Origin of the sequence: Microbispora hainanensis, assembly GCF_036186745.1 — a bacterium.
Taxonomy (GTDB): Bacteria; Actinomycetota; Actinomycetes; order Streptosporangiales; family Streptosporangiaceae; genus Microbispora.
The window spans coordinates 1,130,356-1,154,533 of the sequence record NZ_CP108086.1 but is presented as its reverse complement, the minus strand read 5'-3'; the positions used below and the strand labels follow the sequence as shown (position 1 = coordinate 1,154,533).

The 24,178-nt window shown below is 71.6% G+C and carries 21 protein-coding genes and 1 tRNA gene; 18 read left to right on the top strand and 4 right to left on the bottom strand.

What is annotated here, in order from left to right:
• The first annotated feature begins 91 nt into the window (after window positions 1–91).
• Together OHB01_RS05200 and OHB01_RS05195 are read left to right on the top strand one after the other, a co-directional pair.
• Window positions 92–610 (top strand): SigE family RNA polymerase sigma factor, encoded by a 519-nt coding sequence (locus OHB01_RS05200; RefSeq protein WP_328855005.1) that lies wholly within the window; start codon window positions 92–94, stop codon window positions 608–610.
• Window positions 607–1,872, top strand: coding sequence for a WD40 repeat domain-containing protein (locus OHB01_RS05195; protein WP_142650752.1), 1,266 nt, complete (start codon window positions 607–609; stop codon window positions 1,870–1,872). The genes OHB01_RS05200 and OHB01_RS05195 overlap by 4 nt, the downstream gene beginning before the upstream one ends.
• 56 nt (window positions 1,873–1,928) lie before the next feature.
• Here the strand turns inward: OHB01_RS05195 and OHB01_RS05190 are convergent, their stop codons facing one another.
• Window positions 1,929–2,660: a methyltransferase domain-containing protein gene (locus OHB01_RS05190; protein ID WP_168066382.1), complete on the bottom strand. Its 732-nt coding sequence runs from the start codon at window positions 2,658–2,660 to the stop codon at window positions 1,929–1,931.
• A 375-nt stretch (window positions 2,661–3,035) separates the two neighbouring features.
• Here OHB01_RS05190 and mfd point away from each other — a divergent pair, with 375 nt between their 5' ends.
• From mfd to OHB01_RS05155, 7 genes are all read left to right on the top strand, one after another.
• Window positions 3,036–6,533 carry a transcription-repair coupling factor gene (mfd, locus tag OHB01_RS05185; RefSeq protein WP_142650751.1) on the top strand — a complete coding sequence of 1,166 codons (3,498 nt, stop codon included), beginning with the start codon at window positions 3,036–3,038 and terminating at the stop codon, window positions 6,531–6,533.
• Between the two features lie 52 nt (window positions 6,534–6,585).
• The gene (locus OHB01_RS05180) at window positions 6,586–7,230 is read left to right on the top strand and encodes a SurA N-terminal domain-containing protein (RefSeq protein ID WP_168066380.1); all 645 of its coding nucleotides are present in this window, start codon (window positions 6,586–6,588) and stop codon (window positions 7,228–7,230) included.
• A 276-nt stretch (window positions 7,231–7,506) separates the two neighbouring features.
• Window positions 7,507–8,484 (top strand): MazG family protein, encoded by a 978-nt coding sequence (locus OHB01_RS05175; RefSeq protein WP_328855004.1) that lies wholly within the window; start codon window positions 7,507–7,509, stop codon window positions 8,482–8,484.
• A gap of 82 nt (window positions 8,485–8,566) precedes the next feature.
• On the top strand, window positions 8,567–9,847 hold the full coding sequence (eno, locus tag OHB01_RS05170) for a phosphopyruvate hydratase (protein WP_328709151.1): 1,281 nt from the start codon (window positions 8,567–8,569) through the stop codon (window positions 9,845–9,847).
• A gap of 185 nt (window positions 9,848–10,032) precedes the next feature.
• A complete protein-coding gene (locus tag OHB01_RS05165) occupies window positions 10,033–10,494 on the top strand; it encodes a septum formation initiator family protein (RefSeq protein ID WP_328855003.1) in 462 nt (153 codons plus the stop codon).
• 273 nt (window positions 10,495–10,767) lie between these two features.
• Window positions 10,768–11,310 carry a DUF501 domain-containing protein gene (locus OHB01_RS05160; RefSeq protein ID WP_142650795.1) on the top strand — a complete coding sequence of 181 codons (543 nt, stop codon included), beginning with the start codon at window positions 10,768–10,770 and terminating at the stop codon, window positions 11,308–11,310.
• A gap of 10 nt (window positions 11,311–11,320) precedes the next feature.
• Window positions 11,321–12,253, top strand: coding sequence for a Ppx/GppA phosphatase family protein (locus tag OHB01_RS05155; protein WP_142650747.1), 933 nt, complete (start codon window positions 11,321–11,323; stop codon window positions 12,251–12,253).
• Between the two features lie 29 nt (window positions 12,254–12,282).
• On the opposite strand, the gene OHB01_RS05150 is transcribed toward OHB01_RS05155, so the two are convergent.
• A complete protein-coding gene (locus OHB01_RS05150) occupies window positions 12,283–12,624 on the bottom strand; it encodes an ArsR/SmtB family transcription factor (protein WP_142650746.1) in 342 nt (113 codons plus the stop codon).
• An 84-nt stretch (window positions 12,625–12,708) separates the two neighbouring features.
• On the opposite strand from OHB01_RS05150, the gene OHB01_RS05145 reads away from it, so the two are divergent.
• Genes OHB01_RS05145 through OHB01_RS05135 form a run of 3 tightly spaced genes read left to right on the top strand, consistent with a single transcriptional unit; the run spans window position 12,709 to window position 15,083 of the window.
• Window positions 12,709–13,692, top strand: coding sequence for a quinone oxidoreductase family protein (locus OHB01_RS05145; protein ID WP_328855002.1), 984 nt, complete (start codon window positions 12,709–12,711; stop codon window positions 13,690–13,692).
• Between the two features lie 54 nt (window positions 13,693–13,746).
• A complete protein-coding gene (locus OHB01_RS05140; protein WP_142571211.1) occupies window positions 13,747–14,076 on the top strand; it encodes a PadR family transcriptional regulator in 330 nt (109 codons plus the stop codon).
• Complete coding sequence (locus tag OHB01_RS05135; protein WP_328855001.1) at window positions 14,073–15,083, top strand: HAAS signaling domain-containing protein; 1,011 nt, start codon at window positions 14,073–14,075, stop codon at window positions 15,081–15,083. Before OHB01_RS05140 ends, OHB01_RS05135 begins: the two co-directional genes overlap by 4 nt.
• Window positions 15,084–15,179: 96 nt before the next feature.
• On the opposite strand, the gene OHB01_RS05130 is transcribed toward OHB01_RS05135, so the two are convergent.
• Window positions 15,180–16,385 (bottom strand): cytochrome P450, encoded by a 1,206-nt coding sequence (locus tag OHB01_RS05130; protein WP_328855000.1) that lies wholly within the window; start codon window positions 16,383–16,385, stop codon window positions 15,180–15,182.
• A 137-nt stretch (window positions 16,386–16,522) separates the two neighbouring features.
• On the opposite strand from OHB01_RS05130, the gene OHB01_RS05125 reads away from it, so the two are divergent.
• The 6 genes from OHB01_RS05125 (at window position 16,523) to OHB01_RS05100 (ending at window position 22,186) form a co-directional block, all read left to right on the top strand.
• Complete coding sequence (locus OHB01_RS05125) at window positions 16,523–17,326, top strand: uracil-DNA glycosylase (RefSeq protein ID WP_142650743.1); 804 nt, start codon at window positions 16,523–16,525, stop codon at window positions 17,324–17,326.
• Between the two features lie 170 nt (window positions 17,327–17,496).
• The gene (locus OHB01_RS05120; RefSeq protein WP_147942597.1) at window positions 17,497–18,831 is read left to right on the top strand and encodes an NAD(P)/FAD-dependent oxidoreductase; all 1,335 of its coding nucleotides are present in this window, start codon (window positions 17,497–17,499) and stop codon (window positions 18,829–18,831) included.
• Window positions 18,832–19,083: 252 nt separating this feature from the next.
• Window positions 19,084–19,156 (top strand) — tRNA-Leu (locus OHB01_RS05115).
• Between the two features lie 536 nt (window positions 19,157–19,692).
• Window positions 19,693–20,358 (top strand): trypsin-like serine protease, encoded by a 666-nt coding sequence (locus tag OHB01_RS05110; RefSeq protein ID WP_187280557.1) that lies wholly within the window; start codon window positions 19,693–19,695, stop codon window positions 20,356–20,358.
• A gap of 56 nt (window positions 20,359–20,414) precedes the next feature.
• Window positions 20,415–21,218 (top strand): Clp protease N-terminal domain-containing protein, encoded by an 804-nt coding sequence (locus OHB01_RS05105; RefSeq protein ID WP_328854999.1) that lies wholly within the window; start codon window positions 20,415–20,417, stop codon window positions 21,216–21,218.
• A complete protein-coding gene (locus OHB01_RS05100; protein WP_328854998.1) occupies window positions 21,215–22,186 on the top strand; it encodes an asparaginase domain-containing protein in 972 nt (323 codons plus the stop codon). Before OHB01_RS05105 ends, OHB01_RS05100 begins: the two co-directional genes overlap by 4 nt.
• 111 nt (window positions 22,187–22,297) lie before the next feature.
• Here OHB01_RS05100 and OHB01_RS05095 read toward each other — a convergent pair whose 3' ends face one another.
• Window positions 22,298–23,803 carry a HAMP domain-containing sensor histidine kinase gene (locus OHB01_RS05095; protein WP_142650738.1) on the bottom strand — a complete coding sequence of 502 codons (1,506 nt, stop codon included), beginning with the start codon at window positions 23,801–23,803 and terminating at the stop codon, window positions 22,298–22,300.
• Between the last annotated feature and the right edge of the window lie 375 nt (window positions 23,804–24,178).

Here is a 24,178-nt window from a genome sequence, read left to right as displayed (position 1 = left end):
GTGGGTCGGAACGCACCCTACTGGCAACCCCACGCATAGCGTGCCGGTGCCCGGGGCGTCTACAGGCAGACACTAATCCGAGGAGGTGCTCGTGGACGCCGCAGAAGAGCGACGATTCCGCGAATTCGTGTCGGCCCGCGCGCCGGCGTTGATGCGGCTGGCCTATCTGCTGACCGGAGGAGACCAGCACGCCGCCGAAGACCTGGTGCAGACCGCCCTGGCCAAGGTCGTCACGCGGTGGGGGCGGCTCGACGAGCCCGAGGCGTACGTGCGGCAGGTCATGTATCGGCAGCAGATCAGCTGGTGGCGGCTGGCCTGGCGGCAGCGGGAGACGAGCGTGGCCGACGTGCCGGAGCGCCCGGCCGGGCGCGCGGGCACCGACCAGGCCGAGCTGCGGATGATCCTGCGCCGGGCGCTCGCCCGGCTGACGCCCCGCCAGCGGGCCGTGCTCGTGCTGCGGTATCTCGACGACCTGCCCGAGGACGAGGTGGCCCGGATCCTCGGCTGCTCCGTGGGGACCGTGCGCAGCACCGCGCACCGGTCGCTCGCCCGGCTGCGGACGACCGCGCCGGAACTCGCCGATCTGCGCCTGAGTGAGGTGACGTCATGACCCCCCGGATCCTGAAGGAGACCCTGTCGGAGTGGTCGCGGGAGGTCCACGTGCCCGCCGACCTCGCCGACCGCGCGCTGCGCCGCCGGTCTCGGCTGCGCCTGACGAGGTTCGCGGGTGTGGTCGCGTGCGCGGCCGTCGTGGCGGCCGTGGCGCTGCTGGTGCCGCTGGTCGTGGTCCCCCTCCTCGACAGGGCGCCGGTCTCGCAGGTCGGCGGCCCGCCTGTGGTGGTGCCCGTCCAGCCGTACCGGGAGACGCCCCCCGCGCAGGACGTGCTCGCCGACACGGAGAACTCCCCGCCGAAGAGGATGATCGCGGCGGGCCGGGTGGCGTTGTCCGCCTACTACACCTGGCGGCGGCGTACGGTCGACGGGCGTGAGGCGCTCGACCTGACGTGGTATCTCCTCGACCAGGTGACCGAAAGCTACGAGAAGACGGAGTGGGGCTGGGTCGAGGTCGCCCCCGGCCTGCGCTGGGCGGCGGTCCTGGAGAAGGACCTGCCCGTGCGGAGGATCGGCATCTTCGACATGGAGACCCGGCGGGTGCGGGCGTGGGTGCCGGTGGACCACCCCGTGGGCGGCGTCGCCTGGTCGCCCGACGGCACGCGCCTGGTGGCCACCGCCTATGACGAGTCCCCCGATCTGGACATGAGGTCGGCCGAGGAGCGGCGGTGCCCGGCCCCGGTCGCGGCGACGCCCGGCGATCCCCGGCTGCTGCCGCCGTTCCAGGCGGTCTCCACCAGCCGCACCGGCTTCTACATCGTCGACGTGGCCACCGCTACGGCGGGGGACTTCCACGCCGTCGATCCCTGCCGGACCGACAACAGCAACGTGCGGCGCGACTTCCGCTGGAGCGACGACGGCACGCTGATCCGCGAGGCCAGCAACATCTGGAAGCGGCCCGACGCCTTCTACGACCTCGACGGCAGGCCGCACGACGCGCCCGCCGGCTACGTCGTCACGGAGTCGAAGGCGGGCGTGTCGCCCGACGGCACGCTGCTCGCCGGCCCCGACGGCATGCCCACCGAGATCACCGAGCTCTCGACGGGCAAGGTCGTGGGCCGCCAGGAGGTGCTCCAGCTTCTCGCCTGGGCCGACGACCGCCGCCTGGTCGCCCTGGGCTGCGCGGACACGTGCGGAAGCGAGTTCCACAACGGCCTGGTCCTGGTGGGCGTCGACGGCGGGAGCAGGGTCCAGCTCTCGGTCTACCGGCAGAACGCCCAGGAGCCCGGAACATGGCAGCCGGTCCTGACGCCCAGATAGCGGCCCCGGATAGCGGCCCCGGATAGCGGCCCCGGATAGCGGCCCCGGATAGCGGCTCAGATGAGGCGGGCGAAATGGTTCTGCGGACGGCGGATCACCATGGTGATCTCGTCCTCGGTGCCGTTGAGCCCGCCTCGCGAGAGCGCGGCCACGGTCCGGCAGACCACGGAGACCAGACCGCCGTGCGGGCCCCGCCGGGCCGGGCCGCTCACCGCCGAGTAGTCCTCCGCGATCATGAGCCCGCGCATCAGGCAGTACGCCTGGATGCCCTCGCGGGAGGCCAGCGGCTCGTAGACCGCGGGAAGCGGCCCCACCGACCCGGCCGGGGCGAGCGTGCGCCACAGCGCCCGGCGCACCCAGCGGGGGGTCACCCGGTCGCAGAAGCCGTACGCCGACTTGCGGTCGCGCATCTTCAGCAGCAGCAGCCCGCCGGGGCGCAGCCCGGCGACGAGCCGGTCGAGCACGAGCTCGGCGTGGCGGATGCGTTCGAGGAGGAACGACACGTAGACGACGTCGAAGGAGCGCGGCGGGATCGGCACGAGCCGCAGGTCGCCCAGGTAGGACGCCTCCAGGTCGTCGCGGTTGGCGGTGTGGGTCCGCAGTGGCGGCAGATCCTCGTCCACCCCCGTCATCCTCGGCTCGTAGCGCCCCACGTCGAGGACGCCGCCCCGGCCGCATCCGGCGATGAGGATGTCGAGACGCCGACCGAGCTGGTCGGTCCACTGCTCGCGGATCCGCTGGCTGAACACGTCGTCCTGGTCAGCGGACGACAACCGAACCTCTGTCATACGACCGAGCGTAATCATTTGACGACGCTGAGTTGCGCATTTGCCGTTCCCCATCATGTCCCCGCCGAGGAGCGAACGGAGTGAGACGCATGGATATGCGAGGGGCGCGGCCATGTCTGGAGTGAGGAGCGCGCGGAGCGAGCGACGAGCGAGCACGCACTGAAGGAAGTGCCCATTGCGCGCCTCCGGCACGACCGCGGACTGTAGGCGCCTGAGCGGCCGAGCGGAGCGAGGCCATAAGACAGGGCGTAGCCTTGATAGCCGCGGCCCGGTTGGGAGCGTCTCGCGGATCTCCTCTGTCAGGGGGATCGGCCGGACGAACGGGGTCGCGTCCGCACGCCGGCTGTCTTTGTCACGGGGCTTTTGAAGGCATCGATGTCTCTTTCCGGACTGCTCGACCTCGTATCCGCCGAACCCAAACTGGCCGCCGCGCTCGACGCCGCCGGTCAGACCGCCGAGCCGGGCGCCGAACTGGTGGCGCCTCCCGCGCTGCGGCCGTTCGCCGTGGCCGCGTTGTCCCGCGTACGGCCGGTGCTCGCCGTCACGGCGACCGCGCGTGAGGCGGAGGATCTCGCCGCCGCGCTCACGAGCCTGGTCGACGAGAGCTCCGTGGCCGTCTTCCCCGCCTGGGAGACGCTGCCGCACGAGCGCCTGTCGCCGCGCAGCGACACGGTCGGCCAGCGCCTGGCCGTGCTGCGGCGGCTGGCGCACCCGATCGAGGGCGACCCCGCGGCCGGGCCGCTGCGGATCGTGGTGGCCCCGGTCCGCTCGCTGCTCCAGCCCATCGTGGCCGGGCTCGGCGACCTGGCGCCCGTACGGCTGCGCGCGGGCGACGACGCCGACCTGGACGACGTGGTGGCCCGGCTCGTCGAGAACGGCTACCACCGCGTGGACATGGTGGAGAAGCGCGGCGAGGTGGCCGTGCGCGGCGGCCTGCTCGACGTGTTCCCGCCCACCGAGGAGCACCCGCTGCGGCTGGAGTTCTGGGGCGACACGATCGAGGAGATCCGCTGGTTCAAGGTGGCCGACCAGCGTTCGCTCGAAGTCGCCCAGGACGGGCTGTTCGCCGCGCCCTGCCGTGAGCTGCTGCTCACCGACGACGTACGGCGGCGCGCCCGCGAGCTGGGGGAGGAGCACCCGGCGCTGAAGGACGTGCTCGACCAGCTCGCCGAGGGCGTGCCGGTGGAGGGCATGGAGGCGTTCGCGCCCGTGCTCGCCGGGGAGATGGACCTGCTGCTCGACCACCTGCCGATCAGGTCGGCGGTGTTCGTCTGCGACCCCGAGCGCATCCGCGGCCGGGCGGTCGAGCTGGTCCACACGAGCCAGGAGTTCATGGAGGCGTCGTGGATCGCCGCGGCCGCGGGCGGCGAGGCCCCGATCGACCTGGAGGCTGCCGCCTTCCGCACGCTTGAGGAGGTGCGCGACCACGCCGGCGAGCTGGGCCAGCCGTGGTGGAGCATCGCGCCGTTCGGCGAGGGCGTGGAGCTGGACGCGCAGGACGTCGAGGCCTACCGGGGCGACACCCAGCGGGCGCTCGCCGACATCAAGGGCTGGATGGGCGCGGGCAAGGCCGTCGTGCTGCTGAGCGAGGGCCACGGCCCGGCCGAGCGCATGGTCGAGCTGCTCAAGGGCGTGGACGTGGCGGCGCGGCTGGTGCCGTCCCTCGACGGTCCGCCGCCGAAGGACGTCGTGCAGGTCACGACGGGCCGGATCGACCACGGCTTCGTCACGCCGGACGTCGCCGTCATGACCCATCTCGATCTCGTCGGACAGAAGGCGTCCACCAAGGACATGCGGCGGCTGCCGTCGCGCCGCCGCAACATGGTCGATCCTCTGCAGCTCAAGGTCGGCGACCACGTGGTGCACGAGCAGCACGGCGTGGGCCGCTACATCGAGATGGTGCAGCGCACGATCCAGGGCGCGACCCGCGAATACCTCGTGATCGAGTACGCCAGGGGCGACCGGCTCTATGTGCCGACCGACCAGCTCGACGAGGTCACGCGCTATGTCGGCGGGGAGGCGCCCACGCTCAACCGCATGGGCGGGGCCGACTGGGCCAAGGCCAAGACCCGGGCGAAGAAGGCGGTCAGGGAGATCGCGGGCGAGCTGATCCGGCTCTACTCGGCCCGGATGGCCTCGCCCGGTCACGCGTTCGCGCCCGACAGCCCGTGGCAGCGCGAGATGGAGGACGCCTTCCCGTACGCCGAGACGGGCGACCAGCTCGAAGCGATCGACGAGGTCAAGCGCGACATGGAGCGGCCGGTGCCGATGGACCGCCTGATCTGCGGCGACGTCGGCTACGGCAAGACCGAGATCGCGGTGCGGGCGGCGTTCAAGGCGGTGCAGGACGGCAAGCAGGTCGCCGTCCTCGTGCCGACGACGCTGCTCGTGCAGCAGCACCTGTCGACGTTCGGCGAGCGGTTCGCCAGCTTCCCGGTCACGGTGAAGCCGATCTCCCGCTTCCAGACCGACTCCGAGGTGCGGGAGACCCTCGACGGGCTGCGTACGGGCGGGGTCGACGTGGTGATCGGCACGCACCGGCTGCTGTCGCCCGAAGTGAAGTTCAAGGACCTCGGCCTGATCATCGTGGACGAGGAGCAGCGGTTCGGCGTCGAGCACAAGGAGGCCATGAAGCACCTGCGCACGCAGGTGGACGTGCTGGCCATGTCGGCGACGCCGATCCCGAGGACGCTGGAGATGGGCCTCACCGGCATCCGCGAGATGTCGACCATCCTCACCCCGCCGGAGGAGCGGCACCCGATCCTCACGTTCGTCGGGCCGTACGACGAGAAGCAGATCGCGGCGGCGATCCGGCGCGAGCTGATGCGCGACGGCCAGGTGTTCTTCGTGCACAACCGGGTCCGCACGATCGACAAGGTGGCCGCGCGGCTGCACGAGCTGGTGCCGGAGGCGCGGATCGCGGTCGCCCACGGGCAGATGAACGAGAGCCAGCTCGAAAAGATCATGGTGGACTTCTGGGAGCGCAACTTCGACGTGCTCGTCTCCACCACGATCGTCGAGTCGGGCCTCGACGTGCCCAACGCCAACACGCTCATCGTGGACCGCGCGGACAACTACGGCCTGTCGCAGCTCCACCAGTTGCGCGGCCGGGTCGGCCGGGGCCGCGAGCGCGGCTACGCGTACTTCCTCTATCCGCCCGAGGCGCCGCTGACCGAGACCGCGCACGAGCGGCTCGCCACGATCGCCCAGCACACCGAGATGGGCGCCGGCATGTACGTCGCCATGAAGGACCTGGAGATCCGCGGCGCCGGCAACATCCTCGGGGCCGAGCAGTCGGGCCACATCGCCGGCGTCGGCTTCGACCTGTACGTCCGCATGATGGCCGAGGCCGTCCAGGAGCAGAAGTCCAAGCTCGCGGGCGAGACCAAGGTGGAGGAGCGGCCCGAGGTCAAGGTCGAGCTGCCGATCAACGCCCACGTGCCGCACGACTACGTCACCTCCGAGCGGCTGCGCCTGGAGGCGTACAAGCGGATCGCGGCCATCGGCTCGGAGGACGACATCGCGGCCGTCCGCGACGAGCTCACCGACCGGTACGGCAGGCCGCCCCAGGAGGTGGACAACCTGCTGGAGGTGGCGCGCTTCCGGATCAAGGCCCGCAAGGCGGGGCTGACCGACGTGACGCTGCAGGGCCAGCAGATCAGGTTCGCGCCGGTCGAGCTGAAAGATTCACAGCAGGTGCGGCTGCAGCGGCTCTATCCCCGCTCGATCTGGAAGCAGGCCACGGGCATCCTGCTGGTGCCGGTGCCCAAGACCAAGCCGATCGGCGGTCAGCCACTCCGCGACCTCGACCTGCTGAAATGGTGTGGGGACCTGGTCGAGGCCCTGTTCCTGGAGCCTGTGCGGGTACAGTGACCCGCGAAAATGTCAACAAATGCGTGGCCGGTGTCGTTCGGGAGGATCGTCCGTGAAGTCGTATCGAGTGCGCGTCGCCGTGGCGCTGGCGGCGACCGGGATCGCCGTGACCGCGTGCGGCGGCCCCGTGCAGGCGGGTTCCGCGGCCATCGTGGGCTCGGAGCGCATCACCTCCAGTGACCTGAACGACGAGGTCCGCGAGCTGCGCGCCGACCTGGCCGCGAACAAGATCTCCGAGGACCAGCTCCAGCTGACCTTCTCGCTGCCGCAGACGGTGCTGCTCAACATGACCACGAGCAGGCAGTTCCAGGAGCTCGGCCGGCGCAAGGGCATCACGGTCACCGACCGCGAGGTCGACGACATCGCCATCGCGCAGGGCGGCTGGGACCAGTTCAACAAGGTGCTGCTGGCCAACGGCATCCCGCTCGACGAGGGCCGCGCCTTCATCCGGGCCGTCATCGTCCGCAACAAGCTGGCGCAGCAGTCCGGCGCCGGGCAGGACCAGGCGGCACAGCAGGCGGCCCTCCAGAAGATCATCCAGGAGGCGGACTCGACCGTGCCGGTGAAGTACAGCCCGCGCTACGGCAAGTTCGACCCCCAGCAGGGCTTCGTCGCCGACGACCGCTTCGGTTCGCCGGCCGCGGCTGCGGCCGGTGGCGCCGCCGCGGGCGCGGCCGACGCCGGCCAGGCCGGCTGACCGCACGCCCGAGCTGCCTCGTGCGCCCGGGTGGTGTGGCCACGCCGGTCCCGCGTGCCCGGGTGGTGCGGTGACGCCGGTTTCGCGCGTCCGCGTGGTGTGGCCACGCTGGTCCCGCGTGCCCGGGTGGTGCGGTGACGCCGGTTTCGCGCGTCCGCGTGGTGTGGCCACGCCGGTCTCGTGCGCCCGGGTGGTGCGGCGACGCCGGTCCCGCGTGCCCGGGTGGTGCGGCGACGCCGGGCGGGAGGGCTCGTCGGGCTTCACTAGGCTGAGTCCATGGCGTTGATCGTGGTGACCACCTCGCCCCGGGTCGCTCCCGGCCTGCTCGCGCCCGCGGCGTGGCGCGCCCTCAACCGGGGGCGGGTGCTCACCGGCACCCCGGACCACCCCTATCTGCCCTATCTCGACGAGGCCGGCGTCCAGGTCGAGGTGGTGACCCCCGACCCCGGCGCCATCGCCCGCGAGAGCCGTACGGGGACGGTGGTGTGGCTGGCCGCGCAGGACGGCGACGAGGACTTCATGCGCGCGGTCGGCCACGCCGCGATCTCCCTCGACGAGCCGCCGGAGATCGAGGTCGTCCCCGGCTCCTACGACCTGCCCGGCGCACGGCTGCTCGACCTCGTGCAGGTCATGGACCGGCTGCGCCGCGAGTGCCCGTGGGACCGCAAGCAGACCCACGAGTCGCTCGTGCCCTACCTGGTCGAAGAGGCCTACGAGGTGCTGGAGACCATCCACGAGGGCGACTTCGGCCCGCCGCTGCGCGAGGAGCTCGGCGACCTGCTGCTCCAGGTGATGTTCCACGCCCGGCTCGCCCAGGAGCGGATGGGGCCGGACGGGGACGGCTTCGACATCGACGACGTGGCGGACGGGATCGTGGAGAAGCTGGTGCGCCGCCACCCGCACGTCTTCGCGGACGTCCAGGTCTCCGGTGCCGGTGAGGTCAGCGACACCTGGGAGACCATCAAGGCGGCCGAGCGGGCCGCCAAGGGGGAGACCGGCTCGGTGCTCAGCGGCGTGCCGATGGGCCAGCCGGCCATCTCCCTGGCCGCCCAGCTCCTGCGCCGGGCCGGCGGGGTCGGGGCGCCCGGCTCCCTCGCCGGCGACCTCACGCCGTCCGCGGGCGCCCGCCTGTTCGCGCTCGTACGGGAGATCCAGGACGCGGGGCTCGATCCCGAGGCCGAGCTCAGGGCGGCGGCCAGGGAATACCGGCGGCGCGTGGAGGAGTGGGAGAGCACCCGCTCGGACACGCCGTGAACGGGACACCCTGCGCAGTACCGAGTAGTAAGGACCGATAGGCTCGGGTGGCAAACCGCCCGCCATTTTGCTAGGAGCGTTCGTGGCTGCCATCGAGGCCATCACCGCCCGCGAGATCCTCGACTCCCGTGGGAACCCCACGGTCGAGGTCGAGGTACTGCTGGACGACTACAGCACCGGCCGTGCCGCCGTTCCGAGTGGCGCCTCCACCGGTCAGTTCGAGGCCGTCGAGCTGCGCGACGGCGACAAGAAGCGTTATCTCGGCAAGGGTGTCGAGAAGGCCGTCCTCGGCGTGACCGACGAGATCGCCGACGAGCTCATCGGCTTCGACGCCGAGGAGCAGCGTCTCATCGACCAGACGATGATCGACCTGGACGGCACGCCCAACAAGGCCCGTCTCGGGGCCAACGCGATCCTCGGCATCTCGCTGGCCGTCGCCAAGGCCGCCGCCGACAGCGCCGACCTGCCCCTGTTCCGCTACGTCGGCGGGCCGAACGCGCACATCCTGCCCGTGCCGATGATGAACATCCTGAACGGCGGCGCGCACGCCGACACCAACGTGGACATCCAGGAGTTCATGATCGCGCCGATCGGCGCCGAGACGTTCTCCGAGGCCGTGCGCATGGGCGCGGAGACCTACCACACGCTCAAGAGCGTACTGAAGGAGAAGGGCTACGCCACCGGCCTGGGCGACGAGGGCGGCTTCGCGCCCAACCTGCCGTCCAACCGCGACGCGCTCGACCTGATCCTGGTCGCCATCGAGAGGGCCGGTTACACGCCGGGCCAGGACATCGCGCTCGCGCTCGACGTCGCGGCCAGCGAGTTCCACAACGACGGCGTCTACACGATCGACGGCAAGGGCGTGTCGTCCGCCGAGCTGATCTCCTTCTACGAGGACCTGGTCCGCTCCTACCCGCTGGTCTCCATCGAGGACCCGCTGAACGAGGAGGACTGGGAGGGCTGGAAGGCCATCACCGCCTCCCTCGGGACCAAGGTCCAGCTCGTGGGCGACGACCTGTTCGTCACCAACCCCGAGCGGCTCGGCCGCGGCATCGCCGAGGGCGCGGCCAACGCGCTGCTGGTGAAGGTCAACCAGATCGGCACGCTGTCGGAGACCCTCGACGCGGTCGACCTGGCCCACCGCAGCGGCTACCGCAGCATGATGAGCCACCGCTCCGGCGAGACCGAGGACACCACGATCGCCGATCTCGCCGTGGCCACCAACTGCGGCCAGATCAAGACCGGCGCCCCGGCCCGCTCGGACCGCGTGGCCAAGTACAACCAGCTCCTGCGCATCGAGGAGCTGCTGGACGACGCGGCGCGCTACGCCGGTCGCGCCGCCTTCCCGCGCTTCCAGGGCTAGCCTGCGGCGGGCCCTGCGGCAGACTCTGCGGCAGACGGGGATTCCGGCCGGACACGTTCCGGACGCCCGGTGGGGCGATGGGCGCGGCGACGCCGTGCCCAACCGGGCGTGTACGGCCGGGACGGGCGGTTAGTGTGGCCGTTGTCACCGGGCCCACGCGCTGACCGACCGGGAGGGGTGGTTTCGTGGCGGCGAAGCGGCCGCAGCTCACCGGGCGCGCGGCGATCCTCGCGGTCGTCGTGTGCGCCATCGCCATGAGCCTCGCCTACCCCGCGCGGGAGTACGTCGCCCAGCGCCGGCAGATCGCCCAGCTGGAGGCGCAGCAGGCGAACGCGCTGCGCAAGCTCCAGAACCTGGAGCAGCGGCGCAGGCGGCTGGAGGATCCGGACTACATCAAGCGCCTGGCCAAGGAACGGCTGTTCTACTGCGAGCCGGGCGCCGACTGCTACCAGGTGATCGACGAGGACACGGCGGGCACCGCCGCCGCCAAGGCGGGGACCAAGCAGCCGGAGCGTCCCGCCTGGTACGTCACTCTCTGGCGGTCGTTCGAGGCGGCCGACAAGGGGCGGCCCGCCGCACCCGCGGCGGGGCGCAGTCCCGCACCCACGGCGTCCCCGTCGGCGTCGGCGCCGCCGGCGGTGGGATGAGGGCCCCGGGATGAGGGCCTGGGATGAGGACCCCGGGATGAGGATCACGGACGCCGCCGGGAACGGCGGGGCGCGCAGTGTCAACGGCGCAGGGCGCGCAGTGTCAACGGCGCAGGGCGCGCAGTGTCAACGGCGCAGGGCGCGCAGTGTCAACAGCGCAGGGCGCACGGCGTTAAGGGCGCACAGCGTTGAGGGTGCAGGGCGCACAGAGTGAAGGGCGAGGAGATCGACGTGGCGGACGACCAGGCGGACCACGCGGGCCACACGGGCCGTGTGGACCCCGCTGACCTGGCGGCGGCGCGGGCGCAGCTCGGGCGGCAGCCGCGCGGGGTGCGGGCCGTCGCTCACCGGTGTCCCTGCGGCCTGCCCGACGTGCTGGAGACCGCGCCCCGGCTGCCCGACGGGGCGCCGTTCCCCACGCTGTTCTACCTGACCTGCCCGAAGGCCGCCTCGGCGATCGGCACGCTGGAGTCGTCCGGTCTGATGAAGAGCATGCAGGCCCGGCTCGCGGAGGACCCCGAGCTGGCCGAGGCCTACCGGGCGGCCCACGAGGACTACGTCGCCCGCCGCGACCAGGCGGCCAAGGAAGAGGGCCTGGAGCCGCTGCCGCGCGACATGCAGAGCGCCGGCGGCATGCCGGGCCGGGTCAAGTGCCTGCACGCGCTGGTGGCCCACGAGCTGGCCGCGCCGGGGGTCAACCCGTTCGGCCGGGAGGCGCTCGACGCGCTGCCCGACTGGTGGGCCGGCGGCCCCTGCGTGGTCGTTGAGAGCCCCGCAGAGCGGCCCCAGGCTACGCGGAGCACCGAGACGGACTGAGGGAACGAGCGTGAAGACGAAGCGGGTCGCGGCCATCGACTGCGGGACCAACTCGGTCCGCCTTCTCATTGCCGATATCTCCGGCGACGTCCTCACCGACGTCGAACGGCGGATGGAGATCGTCCGGCTCGGCCAGGACGTCGACCGTACGGGACGGCTCGCGCCGGAGGCCCTGGAGCGGACCTTCACGGCCATGCGCGGCTACGCCAAGCTGATCAGGGAGCACTCCCCGGACGGCCCCGTGCCGGTCCGCGTGGTCGCCACCTCGGCGACCCGTGACGCCGCCAACCGGGCCGACTTCGTCGCCGGGGTGCGCGACATCTTCGGCGTGGAGCCCGAGGTGGTGACCGGCGACGAGGAGGCGCGGCTGTCGTTCACCGGCGCGACCCGGGGCCTCGCCGGATCGGACGCCGAGACGCCCTACCTCGTGGTGGACATCGGGGGTGGTTCGACCGAGTTCGTCGTCGGCTCCCGGTCCGTCGAGGGCGCGCTGTCGGTGGACATCGGCTGTGTGCGGCTCACCGAGCGCCACCTGCGCGACGATCCGCCGAGCGCCGAGACGGTGGAGGCGGCCGTCGCCGACATCGAGGCGGCCATGGACCGGGTCGAGGAGCGCGTCCCCGTGCGTACGGCGCGGACGCTGGTCGGCCTGGCGGGCTCGGTCACCACGGTCGCCGGGATCGCGCTCGGCCTGCCCGCCTACGACCCCGCGCGCATCCACCACTCGCGCATCCCGGCCGAACGGGTCCACGAGGTGTCCGCGCGGCTGCTGCGCATGACCCACGACGAGCGGGCCGCCATCCCGGTCATGCACCCGGGCCGGGTGGACGTCATCGGCGCGGGCGCGCTCATCCTCGACCGCATAGTCCGCCGTTACGGCTTCCCCGAGGTCGTCGTCAGCGAGCACGACATCCTCGACGGCATCGCCTGGTCCCTCGCCTGAGAAAGGCCTGACGAAGGCTCGACGAAGGCTCAAGGAGCGGCGGGCTCGTTCTCGTACGCGCCGAGGATCGAGTCGAGCAGGCCCGGGAACCGGCCGTCGAGATCGGCCAGGCGCAGCGCGGTCCACCGGCGGTTGCCGTCCTCCCGCTGATGGATGACACCTGCCTCCCTGAGCACCCGGAAGTGGTGCGTGAGCGTCGACGGCGCCACATCCACCGGAAACGTGCCGCAGGGCCGTTCCGGCTCCGCGCGCAGCGTCCGCACGATCGTCATGCGTGTGGGGTCCGCCAGCGCGTGCAGGACGTCGAGCAGGTCGATCTCGGCGGCGTTCGGATGCGTCAGTGCCGACCTGCGGCGTTGGGTTCGTGGCATCTCCCCACCTTTCTCTTTCGACAACCATCGTACAACTGTGGTACGACTTTCGTAGTACGACGAACGTCGAAAAAGGAGTGGGTCATGCGGGCACTGGTGATGACGGGGCCGTCGCACGGGTCGGATCTGACCGAGATCGCGGACATGCCGGTGCCGGAGCCCGGCGCGGACGAGGTGTCCATCGACGTCTCCTTCGCGGGCGTCAACTTCATCGACGTGATGGCGCGCAGGGGAGACCCGGGCTACGTCACGGCCTGGCCGTACGTGCCGGGCAAGGAGGTGGCGGGCACCGTGCGCCGGGTGGGCCCAGGCGTCTCCGGTCTCGTGCCGGGGCAGCGGGTGGCCGCCTTCACCCCGTCCGGCGGTCTTGCCGAGGTGGCCGTGGCGTCCGCCGCTCTCACCATGCCGCTGCCGGACGGCGTGCCCTCCCCCCTCGCCGCGGCCGCCCCGCTGATGCTGACGAGCGCGTTGCTGCTGCTCACCGACGCGGCCAGGTTCGGCGCGGGAGAGAGTGTGCTCGTGCACTCCGCGAGCGGCGGCGTCGGGTCGGCCGTGGCCCGTCTGGTGCCCGCGCTCGGCGGAGGACGGCTCATCGGCACCGTGGGCCGGGCGGACAAGACCGAGGCGGCCCGGTCGGCCGGCTACGACACGGTGGTCGTCCGCGACGAGGGGGCGGGCGCCGCCATCCGGGCCGCCGCGCCCGAGGGTGTGGACGTCGTCCTCGACCCGCTCGGCGTCGAGCTGCTCGAACTCGACCTGGAGGTCACCGGGCCCGGCGGCAGGATCGTGCTGTTCGGCAACGCGGGAGGCGGTGAGGTGTCCCCGTTGCCGCCCCACCCTCGCCTGATGCGGGGCAACGTGGGGATCGTCGGCTTCAGCGCCAGCGCCCTCACCGTGAACGCGCCGCACCGGATCGCGCGGGGCCTGCGCCGCGTGCTGGACCTGGTCGCGGAGGGCCGGCTGGACGTGCCGGTGACCGTGATCGACTCTCTCGGCGAGGTGCCCGGCGTCCACCAACTGCTCGCCGACGGCCGGGGCAGCGGCAAGTACGTCGTCCGGATCGCGTGAGGGTCGCACAGAAGATCTTGCCACTATTGCGCATTGCGGAGTACCGTGCTTTGCGTGGACAGTAGCCAGCTCCTCAAAGGGGTTCTCGACCTGGCGGTCCTCGCGGTGCTCGCCGAGCGCGACAGTTACGGATACGACGTCGTACGCCGCCTGCGCGAGGCGGGGCTGGAGGACGTCGGCGACGCCTCGGTGTACGGGACGCTGCGGCGGCTCTTCAAGGCCGGAGCGCTCACCTCCTATGTGGTGGCCTCCGACGAGGGGCCGCACCGCAAGTACTACGGCCTGAACGACGTGGGCCGCTCACTCCTCCAGACCTCGGCGAAGACCTGGACGTCGTTCGCCGCCACCATGAACGACCTGCTCAAGGAGGTCGATCCGGGATGACTCCCCCAACGACGCCCCCGATGACGCCCCAGGACTACGCCGCCGCCGTACGCGCGGCGCTCGCCGATCTCCCCGCCGGGGACAGGGACGCGCTGCTGGAGGACCTGGACGAGCATCTCGCCGAGGTCGCCGCCGAGCCGGGCATGTCGCTGGAGGAGCGCCTCGGCAGCCCCGAGGCGTACGCGGCCGAGCTGCGGGCCGCCTATGGCGGGCGGCCGTCGGACGGCGGCTCCTCGTTGGGCGGGCGGCTGCGCGAGCGCGTGAGCGGTGCGGTCCGGCGCGTCCACACGCGGCTGCTCGTGCTCCCGCCCTACCGGCAGGCCGCCGCCTTCGCCCCGGAGCTGCGCCCCGCCTGGTGGGTGCTGCGGGGCTACGCGATCGCGCTCGCCGTGCTCGCGCCGATCAGCGCCCCCGGGCTGATCCCCGGCGACATCCCCGCCTGGGTGTTCACGCTCGCGGTCGTCTGGGGATCGGTGTGGCTGGGCCGGCGGGGCCGCGCGCGAGCGTCGCGCTGGGGCCGCGTGCTGCTGCTCGGAGCCAACCTGGTGGCCGCGGTGCTCGTGATCACGGCGATGGCCGACGTGCCGGGCACGCCGTCGCGCGACGTGGCCTTCGACTACGGCTCCCGGCCGGAGGGCCTGGGCGTGCGGGTGGAGAACGTGTCCTCCTTCGGCGGGGAGGTCACCAACATCTTCCCGTACGCGGCGGACGGGACGCCGCTGCACGACGTCCGGCTCTACGACCAGGACGGCGACCCGATCATGCTGGATCCGGGCTTCGACCAGGAGATCGTCATCCCCTGCGACGGGGAGCCGCCCATCCGCAACGCCTACCCGCTGCCGCTGCGGCCCTCGGACGACCGTCCCGGACGGGCCGCCCGTGGACCGGCCGCCCGTGGGCTGGAGCCCACGTGCACGCCCACCACCCCGGCGCCCACGGACACCGCGACGCCTTCCGCGTCGCCGTCGCCATCTTCCGAGCCGTCGGCCACGCCGTCCCGCCGATAGTCCCGGCTGCGCCCCGTCCAGTCTCAGCCGTCCCGGCTCCGGCCGTAAGGTCCGAGCCGTAAGGTCCGAGCCGTACGGCCGGAGCCGGGCGGGGCGTCAGCCGTGCAGGCGGACGGGCAGCGAGAACAGTCCGCGCATGATGGCGCTGGGCCACCAGCGCAGCTCGGCGGGGTCGGCGGCGAGGGCCAGATCGGGGAAGCGTTCGAGCACCCGGCCGATCGCGGCCTCCCCCTCCACCTTGGCCAGGGCCGCGCCGACGCAATAGTGGGGCCCCCGGCCGAAGGCGAGGTGCGGTTCGCCGACCCGGCCGGGGGAGAACGCGTCCGGGTCGGCGAACGCCGCCGGGTCCCGGTTGGCCGCGAGCAGCGAGACGAGGATGGGCTCGCCGGGCAGCATCTCCTGGCCGCCGATCACCACGGGCTCGGTGGGAAAGCGCCAGGTGGCGTTCCGTACGGGACCGTCGTAACGCAGCATCTCGTCGATGAAGTCCGGCAGCCGGGAGAGATCGGCGCGCAGGACCGCCGCCTGGGCGGGGTGCCGCAGCAGCGCGAGCAGGCCGTTGCCGATCAGCGCCACGGTCGTCTCGTGGCCCGCGATCAGCAGCAGGAACGCGGTGGAGGTCAGCTCGTCCTTGTCGATCTCGCCCTGGTTGGACCGGCGTACGAGATCGGTGAGCAGGTCGTCGCCCGGCCGGGAGCGCTTGAGCTCGACCAGGTCGGCCAGGAAGATCTCCAGGGCGTCGGTGGCGCGGGCGATCTCCTCCACCTCGGACGCCGCCGCCGAGTCGATGACAGAGGCGTGCCGGTGGAAGGTGGCCCGGTCCTCCTCGGGCACGCCGAGCAGGTCGCAGATGATCGTGATCGGCAGGGGATAGGCGAGACCGGAGATCAGGTCCGTCTCCGGGCCGTCGAGGCGGTCGAGCAGCGCGTCGGTCACCTCCAGCGCCCGCGTCCGCAGCCCCGCCATCCGCCGGGGGGTGAAGGCCCCGCTCACCAGCCGCCGCAGCCGCGCGTGGTCGGCGCCGTCGGCGTTGATCATGTGGCGGGCGAGCCCGGGCCGGTGGTCCAGAGGCAGGCCGAGAGAGGCGGCCCGCCATTCGGGCGAGCCGGCCGCCGGGTCCTTGGCGAGGGCGGGATGGGTCAGCGCGGTCACGGCGTCCTCGTACCGCGTGACCAGCCATGCCTCGCAGCCGGGCAGCGGCACGCGGGTCACCGGCGCGTTCCGGCGCAGCCAGTCGTAGGCGGGGTAGGGATCGGCGTCGAACGCCGGGCCGAACAGCGGGGGGCATGAGTCGATGGACACGGGCCCTACGTACCCATCTCCGGCACGACGGAAAAGATCGGAATCTTTCCCGGCATGACCGCTTCGTGACACGCGCCGGTGCCGCGAAGCCCGCTTCCCGGCGGACGCACATTTTCTGACCTGGCACGATCGGTGTCATGAGCTTCGTTCCTCCCGGTTCCGGCCGGCCGGGTGACCCCGCGTCCCCGGACACCCCCGTCGCCCACGACGCCCACGAGGTCGCCAAACTGGCCGCGGAGAGCCGTACGCTGGCCGAACTGACCGCCAGGCAGTCGGTGTGCCGCGCCTGCCCGCGCCTCGTCAAGTGGCGGGAGGAGGTCGCCGACGTCAAACGGCGGGCGTTCGCCGATGAGACCTACTGGGGACGCCCGATCGCGGGCTGGGGCGACGAGGCGCCGCACACGCTCATCGTCGGGCTCGCGCCCGCCGCGCACGGCGGCAACAGAACCGGCCGGATCTTCACCGGCGACCGCAGCGGCGACTGGCTGTTCGCGTCGCTGTACCGCACCGGGTTCGCCGTGCAGGAGACCAGCGTCCACGCGGGCGACGGGCAGCGGCTGATCGGCGCTCGGATGATGGCGGCGGTCCGGTGCGCCCCGCCCGCCAACAAGCCCACCCCGGAGGAGCGCGACACCTGCCTCCCCTGGCTCGCCAGGGAGCTCGCGCTCGTGGCGGGCACGACCCGGGTGATCGTGGCACTCGGCGGTTTCGCCTGGCAGGCGGTGTGGCCCGCGCTGCGCGAGGCCGGGTTCACGCTGCCGCGCCGCAGGCCGCCGTTCGGTCACGCGGTGGAGGTGCCGCTCTCCTACGGCGAGGCACCGGTCACGCTCATCGGCTGCTACCACCCGAGCCAGCAGAACACCTTCACCGGCCGGGTCACCGCGGACATGCTCGACGCGGTCTTCGCCCGCGCCGCCGCACTGGGCAAGGCGACCTTGTGAACCATTTCACGAGTGTGAAGTCGATCACTTCGGGAAGATTGCAGGAATTTTTCCAAGAAATGACGTCAAGAGATGACGGAGTGGGGAAAATCACTGGACCTTCGGCCCTGGCGGAATGGTGCGGTTGCCAATCCGTGACGTAAGCTTGTGAATGCTTTCACAAGGAGGGCATCGTGGCAGACCGCAACTGGAAGCACGTCGTCATCGTCGGCGGTGGATACGTGGGCCTCTACACGGCTCTGCGGCTCCAGCGCACGCTCCGCCGTGAGCTGCGCAACGGCAGCGTGCGGATCACGCTGATCGACCCGCAGTCGTACATGACCTACCAGCCGTTCCTCCCCGAGGCGGCGGCCGGCAACATCTCGCCGCGCCACGTCGTGGCCCCGCTGCGCCGGGTGCTGCCCAAGGTGCGCATCCTCAACGGCAAGGTCTCCAAGGTGCACCACGAGGCGCGCACGCTGACCTTCGAGCCCGCCGCGGGCCAGTCCCGTGAGATCGAGTACGACGTCGTCGTCATGGCGGCCGGCTCGATCTCGCGTACGCTGCCGATCCCCGGCCTGGAGGACGCGGCCATCGGCTTCAAGACCGTCGGCGAGGCCATCGCGCTGCGCAACCGGGTGCTGGCCCTCCTCGACCGCGCTGAGTCGAGCGACGATGAGGACGTGCGCCGCCGCGCGCTGACCTTCGTCGTGGTCGGCGGCGGCTTCGCGGGCATCGAGGCCCTCGCCGAGCTCGAAGACATGACCGACGACGCGGTCAACTACTACCCGAGCATCGACAAGAAGGACCTGCGCTGGGTCCTGATCGAGGCGTCCGACCGCATCCTGCCGGAGGTCGGCCCAGAGATGGGCGAGTGGACCGCCGAGCAGCTGCGCGAGCGCGGCATCGAGCTCAAGATGAAGACGTTCCTCCAGTCGTGCGAGGGCGGTCTGGTCAAGACCTCCGACGGCGACGAGTTCGAGTCGGCCACGATCGTGTGGACCGCCGGCGTGAAGCCGAGCCCGATCGTCAACTCCACCGACCTGCCGCTCGACGAGCGCGGCCGGATCAAGACCACCACGCGCCTGACCGTCGCGGGCGTCAAGGGCGCCTTTGCCGCCGGTGACATCGCGGGCGTGCCCGACGTGACCAACCCCGGACAGTACTGCGCGCCCAACGCCCAGCACGCCGTACGGCAGGCGAAGGTCCTCGGCGACAACATCACGGCCTACCTGCGCGGGCAGAAGCTGGCGGACTACCGGCACAAGTACGCCGGGTCGGTCGCCGGGCTCGGCCTCTACCGGGGCGTCGCGAACGTCTACGGCGTGAAGCTGCGCGGCTTCCCCGCCTGGTTCATGCACCGCACCTACCACCTGTCGCGGGTCCCCACGGTCAACCGGAAGGTCCGCGTGGTGATGGACTGGACGCTCTCGCTGTTCTTCAAGCGGGAGACGATCTCCCTCGGCGAGATCGAGCACCCGCGCGACGAGTTCCGGGCGGCCGCGAAGAGCGGCGTCAAGCACTGATCCGCCCGGCGCGGACGGCTCGGCGGACGACCTCGGAACACGCACACGGCCCGGCGGCCCACCCGCCGGGCCGTCGCGTCTTCCTGTGCTCTGACATGCTGGTGTGGTGGACGGGGGAGAAGGTGCGGACGGTCTCCAGGACCTTGACCGGCCGGCTCCCAGGCGTGCCGTTCACGCGCTGTGGAAAGGGGGACAAGCCGCGTAAGACGTAACTTGCTTACAGAGGAGTGATCCGTGACATATGATCGCGGCGCCCCCGTAGCCCAATGGCAGAGGCAAGCCCCTTAAAAGGGCTGTGGTGTGGGTTCGAGTCCCACCGGGGGCACAGAGCGCCGCCTCGACCAATCAGCCCCGTGACCTGGGGGAGCGCGGTCACGGGCCGATCGTAGCTGTTCCGGTTGACTACGGCCGAACGCGAACGTCCACGGGAAGCCGTGCCCCCGGCATGCCCGTGGTGTGCCCGCGACATCACTCCTCGCCCAGCCCGCCGGCGCTGCACCCCTGTGGATCCCGCCCGCGCCGGGTTCCGCCGTGTGGTCGGCGGAGGAGTGGGACGGCCTCTCGGGCTCTCTTGCCGGGCACGAGCCACTTGCGATTCGGATGCCGAGGTAAGCGGCTCGGGCCGCTCAGTCTTTTGACTAGTGGGGTGGGAGTCGCCCGTGGGGCGAGCGTGCGGGAAGTCCTGATCTGGCGGCCGGTAGATTTTTCTCGTCCTATTTGTCATAGAGAGTCCATGCTCGGATACATTCGGGCATGCGTTTTGTCCTTTTTGTCATGGTTCTGGTGGGTTTGGTGGTCGGTATCGCCTTGCCCGCGTCGGCCATCACCCATGGCTCGGCAGACAATGGCGATCACCCGGAAGTGGGCGCCCTCATCGGGAATGAGCCGGAGAGCGACGGCACGTGGGCGTACTGCACCGGCACCCTCATCTCGCCGAACGTCTTCCTCACGGCCGCCCACTGCGGGCACAAGGGCCAGAAGACCGCCCGGGTCTCCTTCGCCGACCACTACCAGCCCGGCGAGAAGCTCTACACCGGTCGCTTCGTGCCCGACTCGCGATACAAGGGCGACGCCTACGATCTGGCGGTCGTGATCTTCCCGGCGCCCGTCGAGGGCATCGCGCCGGCCAAGCTGCCCTCGCTGGGCCTGCTCGACCAGCTCAAGGCCGACGGCACCCTGCAGACCGCGCGCTTCACCCCGGTCGGGTACGGCTCGGTGGAGCCCACGAAGAAGCGGGACGGGAACGGATGGCGCTACCACTACACCGACACGCGCAGCCAGACCTCGATCTCCTTCAAGCGCCTGGGCGCCAGGTGGCTCGACCTGATGCCGTCCTCGCGTGACGAGGGTGGAACCTGCTACGGCGACTCCGGCGGCCCCAACTTCCTGGGCGGCCCCGACTCGAACCTGCTCGTGGCCACGACGATCAGCGGCGTGGACGACGCCTGCAAGACGACCAACGTCGACTACCGGCTGGACATCCCCGAGGTGCGGGCGTTCCTCGGCAAGTACGTCACGCTCCCCTGACGCCGCTTTCGCGGTTGGGGGTAGATATATAACCCCAATGGGGGTATGAATGATGCATGCCTAAGATCAACGTGTACCTGCCGGATGATCTGGCGGAGGCGGTCAAGGACGCGGCGCTTCCGGTGTCCGCGATCTGCCAGCGGGCGCTGGAGCAGGCGGTCCGCCGCGTGAGCGCCATCCGCGAGAGCATCCTCGGCGACTTCGAGATCGACGACCCCCGGTTGTCGCACTTCACGCCCAGGACCCGCGCCGTCTTCCGGCTGGCGCTGGAACAGGCCCGGGCCGAGAACGCCGCCGGCATCGGCACCGAGCACCTGCTCGCCGCGATGCTGGCCGAGGGGCGGAACCTCGCCCTGCATGTGCTGCGGGCCATGGAGGTCGAGCCCGCTCTGATCGAGCGCGACCTCACGGCCCGCCGCCCGTCCGCACCCACCGGCCCGAACGAGTCCGGGGACGAGGGGACGCCGAAGGGCCCGAGCCGGTTCGACGCGCATGCGGCCAACGCCCTCGAACTGGCGGTCACCGAGGCCCATGCCCTGGGGCACAACTACATCGGGTGCGAGCACCTGCTGCTCGGCCTGGTCGCCGAGCCCGACGGCATCGGCGGGCAGGTGCTGCGCGAGCGGGGCGCCGAGCCACGCCTCACGCGGCGCGCGGTCGTGGCGGCGCTCGCAGGCTACGTCCACCTCCGAGCCCAGGCACAGGACGCCTCCGCGTCCCAGAGCACGGCCCAGGCTTCTTCTCAGAGCGCCGTGCAGGCGGTGGCGGCGGTCGTCCGTCAGGAAATCGCTCCGCTCATGCGGCGCATCGAGCGGCTCGAACAGCACGCCGGAGTCGCCGCCGAGGACGGCGCGGCGTGAGCGGACGCGTGCTGCTGGTGGCGACGGGCGACGTCATGGCGTACGCCCGTCGCACGGGCCGCCCGGGGCTCGCGACGGCCGCCGACCTGCTGGCGGCCATCCCCGGGAATCCCGGCGTGGAGGTCGTGACCGAGGACGTGCAGGCCGAGCCGAGCTGGGACACCTCGGCCTCCACCATGCTGCGGCTGGCCCGGCGGGTGCGTACGGCCCTGCTGGACGAGGGGTTCGACGGCGTGGTCGTCACCCACGGCCTGGACACGATCGAGGAGACGGCCTTCCTCGCGGACCTGCTCGCGGGCCCCGCCGCTCCGCGCGGCGGCATCGTGCTGACCGGCGCCGTACGCGGGCTGGACGAGCTGTCGAGCGACGGCCCGCGCAACCTCGCGTCGTCCCTGGCCGCGGCGGCCGACCCGGCTCTTCGCGGAGTCGGCGCGGTGGTCTGCGCGAACGACGAACTGCACGCGGCCCGCTGGGCCACGATGGCCGACGCCACGAGCGTGGCTGCCCTCTCGTCCGCCCCCGAGCCGATCCTCGGCCGGGTGGTGGACGGCCGGGTCGAGATGACGGCGACGCCGCCGCCACGGCCCCCGGCCGCGCGGGGAGAGCCGGAGACGAACGTCGCGCTGATCAAGACATATCCGGAGATGGATCCGGTGATCGTCACGTCCGTCGTGGACGCCGGAGCCAGGGGTGTCGTGCTGGAGGGCACCGGCGCCGGGAACGTCCCGATCACCCTGTACGCGACCCTCAGCGAGCTGGCGGAGTGGGACATCCCCGTGGTGATCGCCTCGCGGTGCCGCACCCGGCCGGCCGCGCTGGAGGACCTCCCGCTCGGCCTGGGGCTGGCCGGCAAGGTCGGCGCCATCGGGGCGCGCGGCCTGGCTCCGGCGAAGGCCAGGTATGCCCTGATGGTGGCGCTCGGCGGGGGTGGGCGGCACGCCGTACGCGACTGGTTCGCCCGCCTCTGACCACCGTCAGACGCGCCGCTCATGCACCACCGTCAGACGCGCTGTTCGCGCACCGCTGTCAGGCGTGCTGCTCCGCGCACCGCTGTCAGGCGTGTCGCTCGTGCACCGCGGTCAGGAGCGCCGATCGTGCACCGGCGTAAGGGCGTCCGTCATCCGCGACGGCTCGGCGTACGTGCCGCCGCCGCCGGTGATCGCGGCCTGCGAAGGTGGGGCGTCGGTGTTCGAGGGGCAGCCGGAGACCGGCAGGCGCAGCACGAACATGGCGCCGCGGTACGCCGACTCGGTCGCCACCAGGGTGCCGCAGTGGGCACGGGCGATGTCGCGGGCGATGGCCAGGCCGAGCCCGGTGCCCCCGCGGCCCCGGCTACGCGCCGTGTCCGACCTGGCGAACCGCTCGAAGATCCGCTCCCGTTCGGACACCGGCACGCCGGGACCGTCGTCGCTGACCGACAGCTCGACGAAGCCGTCGTCGCGCCGGAGCTCGATCTCGACCAGGCTCCTGGCGTGCCGCTGCGCGTTGTCGAGCAGGTTGGTCAGCAGACGGGCGAGGTGGCGCGGCGCGGCGTGCATCCTCACCCCGTCCGCCAGCCGGAGACGCACCGGTATCCGATCGGTCCGGCGGGCGACCTCGTCCCTGACCAGCACGGACAGGTCCACAGGTTTGCGGCCCGGGGCCGTCGCCCCCACCTTCGCCAGCAGGAGCAGGTCGTCGATGATCGCTTCCAGCCGCCCCACGTCGAGCAGCGCGTCCCTGAGCAGTGACCGCAGATCGGTCTCGTCGGGGTGAAGCTGCGCCTCCTCCAGTTGCGCGCGCAGGCCGGCGAGCGGAGTGCGCAGCTCGTGGGAGGCGTCCGCGGCGAACTCGCGCTGCCGCCGCAGCGCCCGCTCGGTCGTGATCTTCGCCTGCTCGATGCGGGCGAGCGTGCTGTTCACCGTGCGGGCGAGCCGCGCGATCTCGTCGTCGCCGACCGGTTCGGGCACCCGGGTGTCCAGATCGTTCACGTTGACGGCGGCCAGGTCGCTGCGGATGGCCTCGACCGGGCGCAGGGTGCGTCCGGCCACCTTCCAGGCGGCCCAGGCGGTGAGCAGTACGAGCACGGTGACCTCCGCGGTGAAGAGCAGATCGAACATTCCGACGGGCGTGAAGCCGTCGATGGGGCGTCCCGCGTACACCACGGGGGAGTGGGGCCCCGGCATCATCCGCAGCGCCGACAGGCGCAGGCAGCCGAGCCCGTCGTGCGTGCAGGTCTGGAGGTCCTGCATCGGATCGGCCTCCGACGGCCAGAAGGACGTCAGCGGCGGCCTGCCCCGGGCCGCCGGTGACGCGGAGAGAACACGGTGATCGGGAGCCACCACCTGGACCAAATTGATCCCGGCCACCTGCGGGGTGATGTCGTCGTGGACCTGACCCGTACGCCACGCGGCGGCCGTGAGCGCCGCTTCCTGCCGGGCGTCGAGCGAGACGGAGGTGGCGAACGCCTGCCGGGCCAACAGGCTGCCCAGGATCCCGGTGGGGATCAGCAGCAGGATGGCAAGCGCCGTGACGAGGACGGTGATGCGTCCTCGGATGGATTCAGGTCGGAGTCTTCGTAAGAACGCTGGGCCCCTGACGTACATTGCCGTCCTCCTCGCGATGACATTCCCAGCGGCACAGGCGACGGTCGTGTGGCTCTCCGGTGGCGAAGTGACCGGACGGGATGCCGCGCCTGTGAGGTTCGGAATAGGCTCGCAACGGCAGGCGGAGTGATCGCTGTGGCGTTCTGCCTGGTCAGGCCGCTACTTCTCGGCTCCGCACCAGGTTAGCAACGAGACTTGAAGGGCTCAAGTAAAGGAAGCATTCAAGAAACTTATGCCGTCGGCGTCTGATGTCGCCGCCGCCGGGAACTCGCCGGAGATCCTGCTCGTTGCCACTGCGGTGGAGTGGCGCTCCCACTTGTAGGGGCACCGCTCCTCGGGCACCATCCCCACTAGGCCGCGCAGCGGCTGATCGGT

Excerpts from the sequence above, each read along its gene's own strand:
- OHB01_RS05195 (WP_142650752.1), top strand. The coding sequence starts at position 607 with ATGACCCCCCGGATCCTGAAGGAGACCCTGTCGGAGTGGTCGCGGGAG.
- OHB01_RS05190 (WP_168066382.1), bottom strand. The coding sequence starts at position 2,660 with ATGACAGAGGTTCGGTTGTCGTCCGCTGACCAGGACGACGTGTTCAGC.
- mfd (WP_142650751.1), top strand. The coding sequence starts at position 3,036 with ATGTCTCTTTCCGGACTGCTCGACCTCGTATCCGCCGAACCCAAACTG.
- OHB01_RS05175 (WP_328855004.1), top strand. The coding sequence starts at position 7,507 with ATGGCGTTGATCGTGGTGACCACCTCGCCCCGGGTCGCTCCCGGCCTG.
- OHB01_RS05150 (WP_142650746.1), bottom strand. The coding sequence starts at position 12,624 with ATGCCACGAACCCAACGCCGCAGGTCGGCACTGACGCATCCGAACGCC.
- OHB01_RS05145 (WP_328855002.1), top strand. The coding sequence starts at position 12,709 with ATGCGGGCACTGGTGATGACGGGGCCGTCGCACGGGTCGGATCTGACC.
- OHB01_RS05135 (WP_328855001.1), top strand. The coding sequence starts at position 14,073 with ATGACTCCCCCAACGACGCCCCCGATGACGCCCCAGGACTACGCCGCC.
- OHB01_RS05125 (WP_142650743.1), top strand. The coding sequence starts at position 16,523 with ATGAGCTTCGTTCCTCCCGGTTCCGGCCGGCCGGGTGACCCCGCGTCC.
- OHB01_RS05105 (WP_328854999.1), top strand. The coding sequence starts at position 20,415 with ATGCCTAAGATCAACGTGTACCTGCCGGATGATCTGGCGGAGGCGGTC.
- OHB01_RS05095 (WP_142650738.1), bottom strand. The coding sequence starts at position 23,803 with ATGTACGTCAGGGGCCCAGCGTTCTTACGAAGACTCCGACCTGAATCC.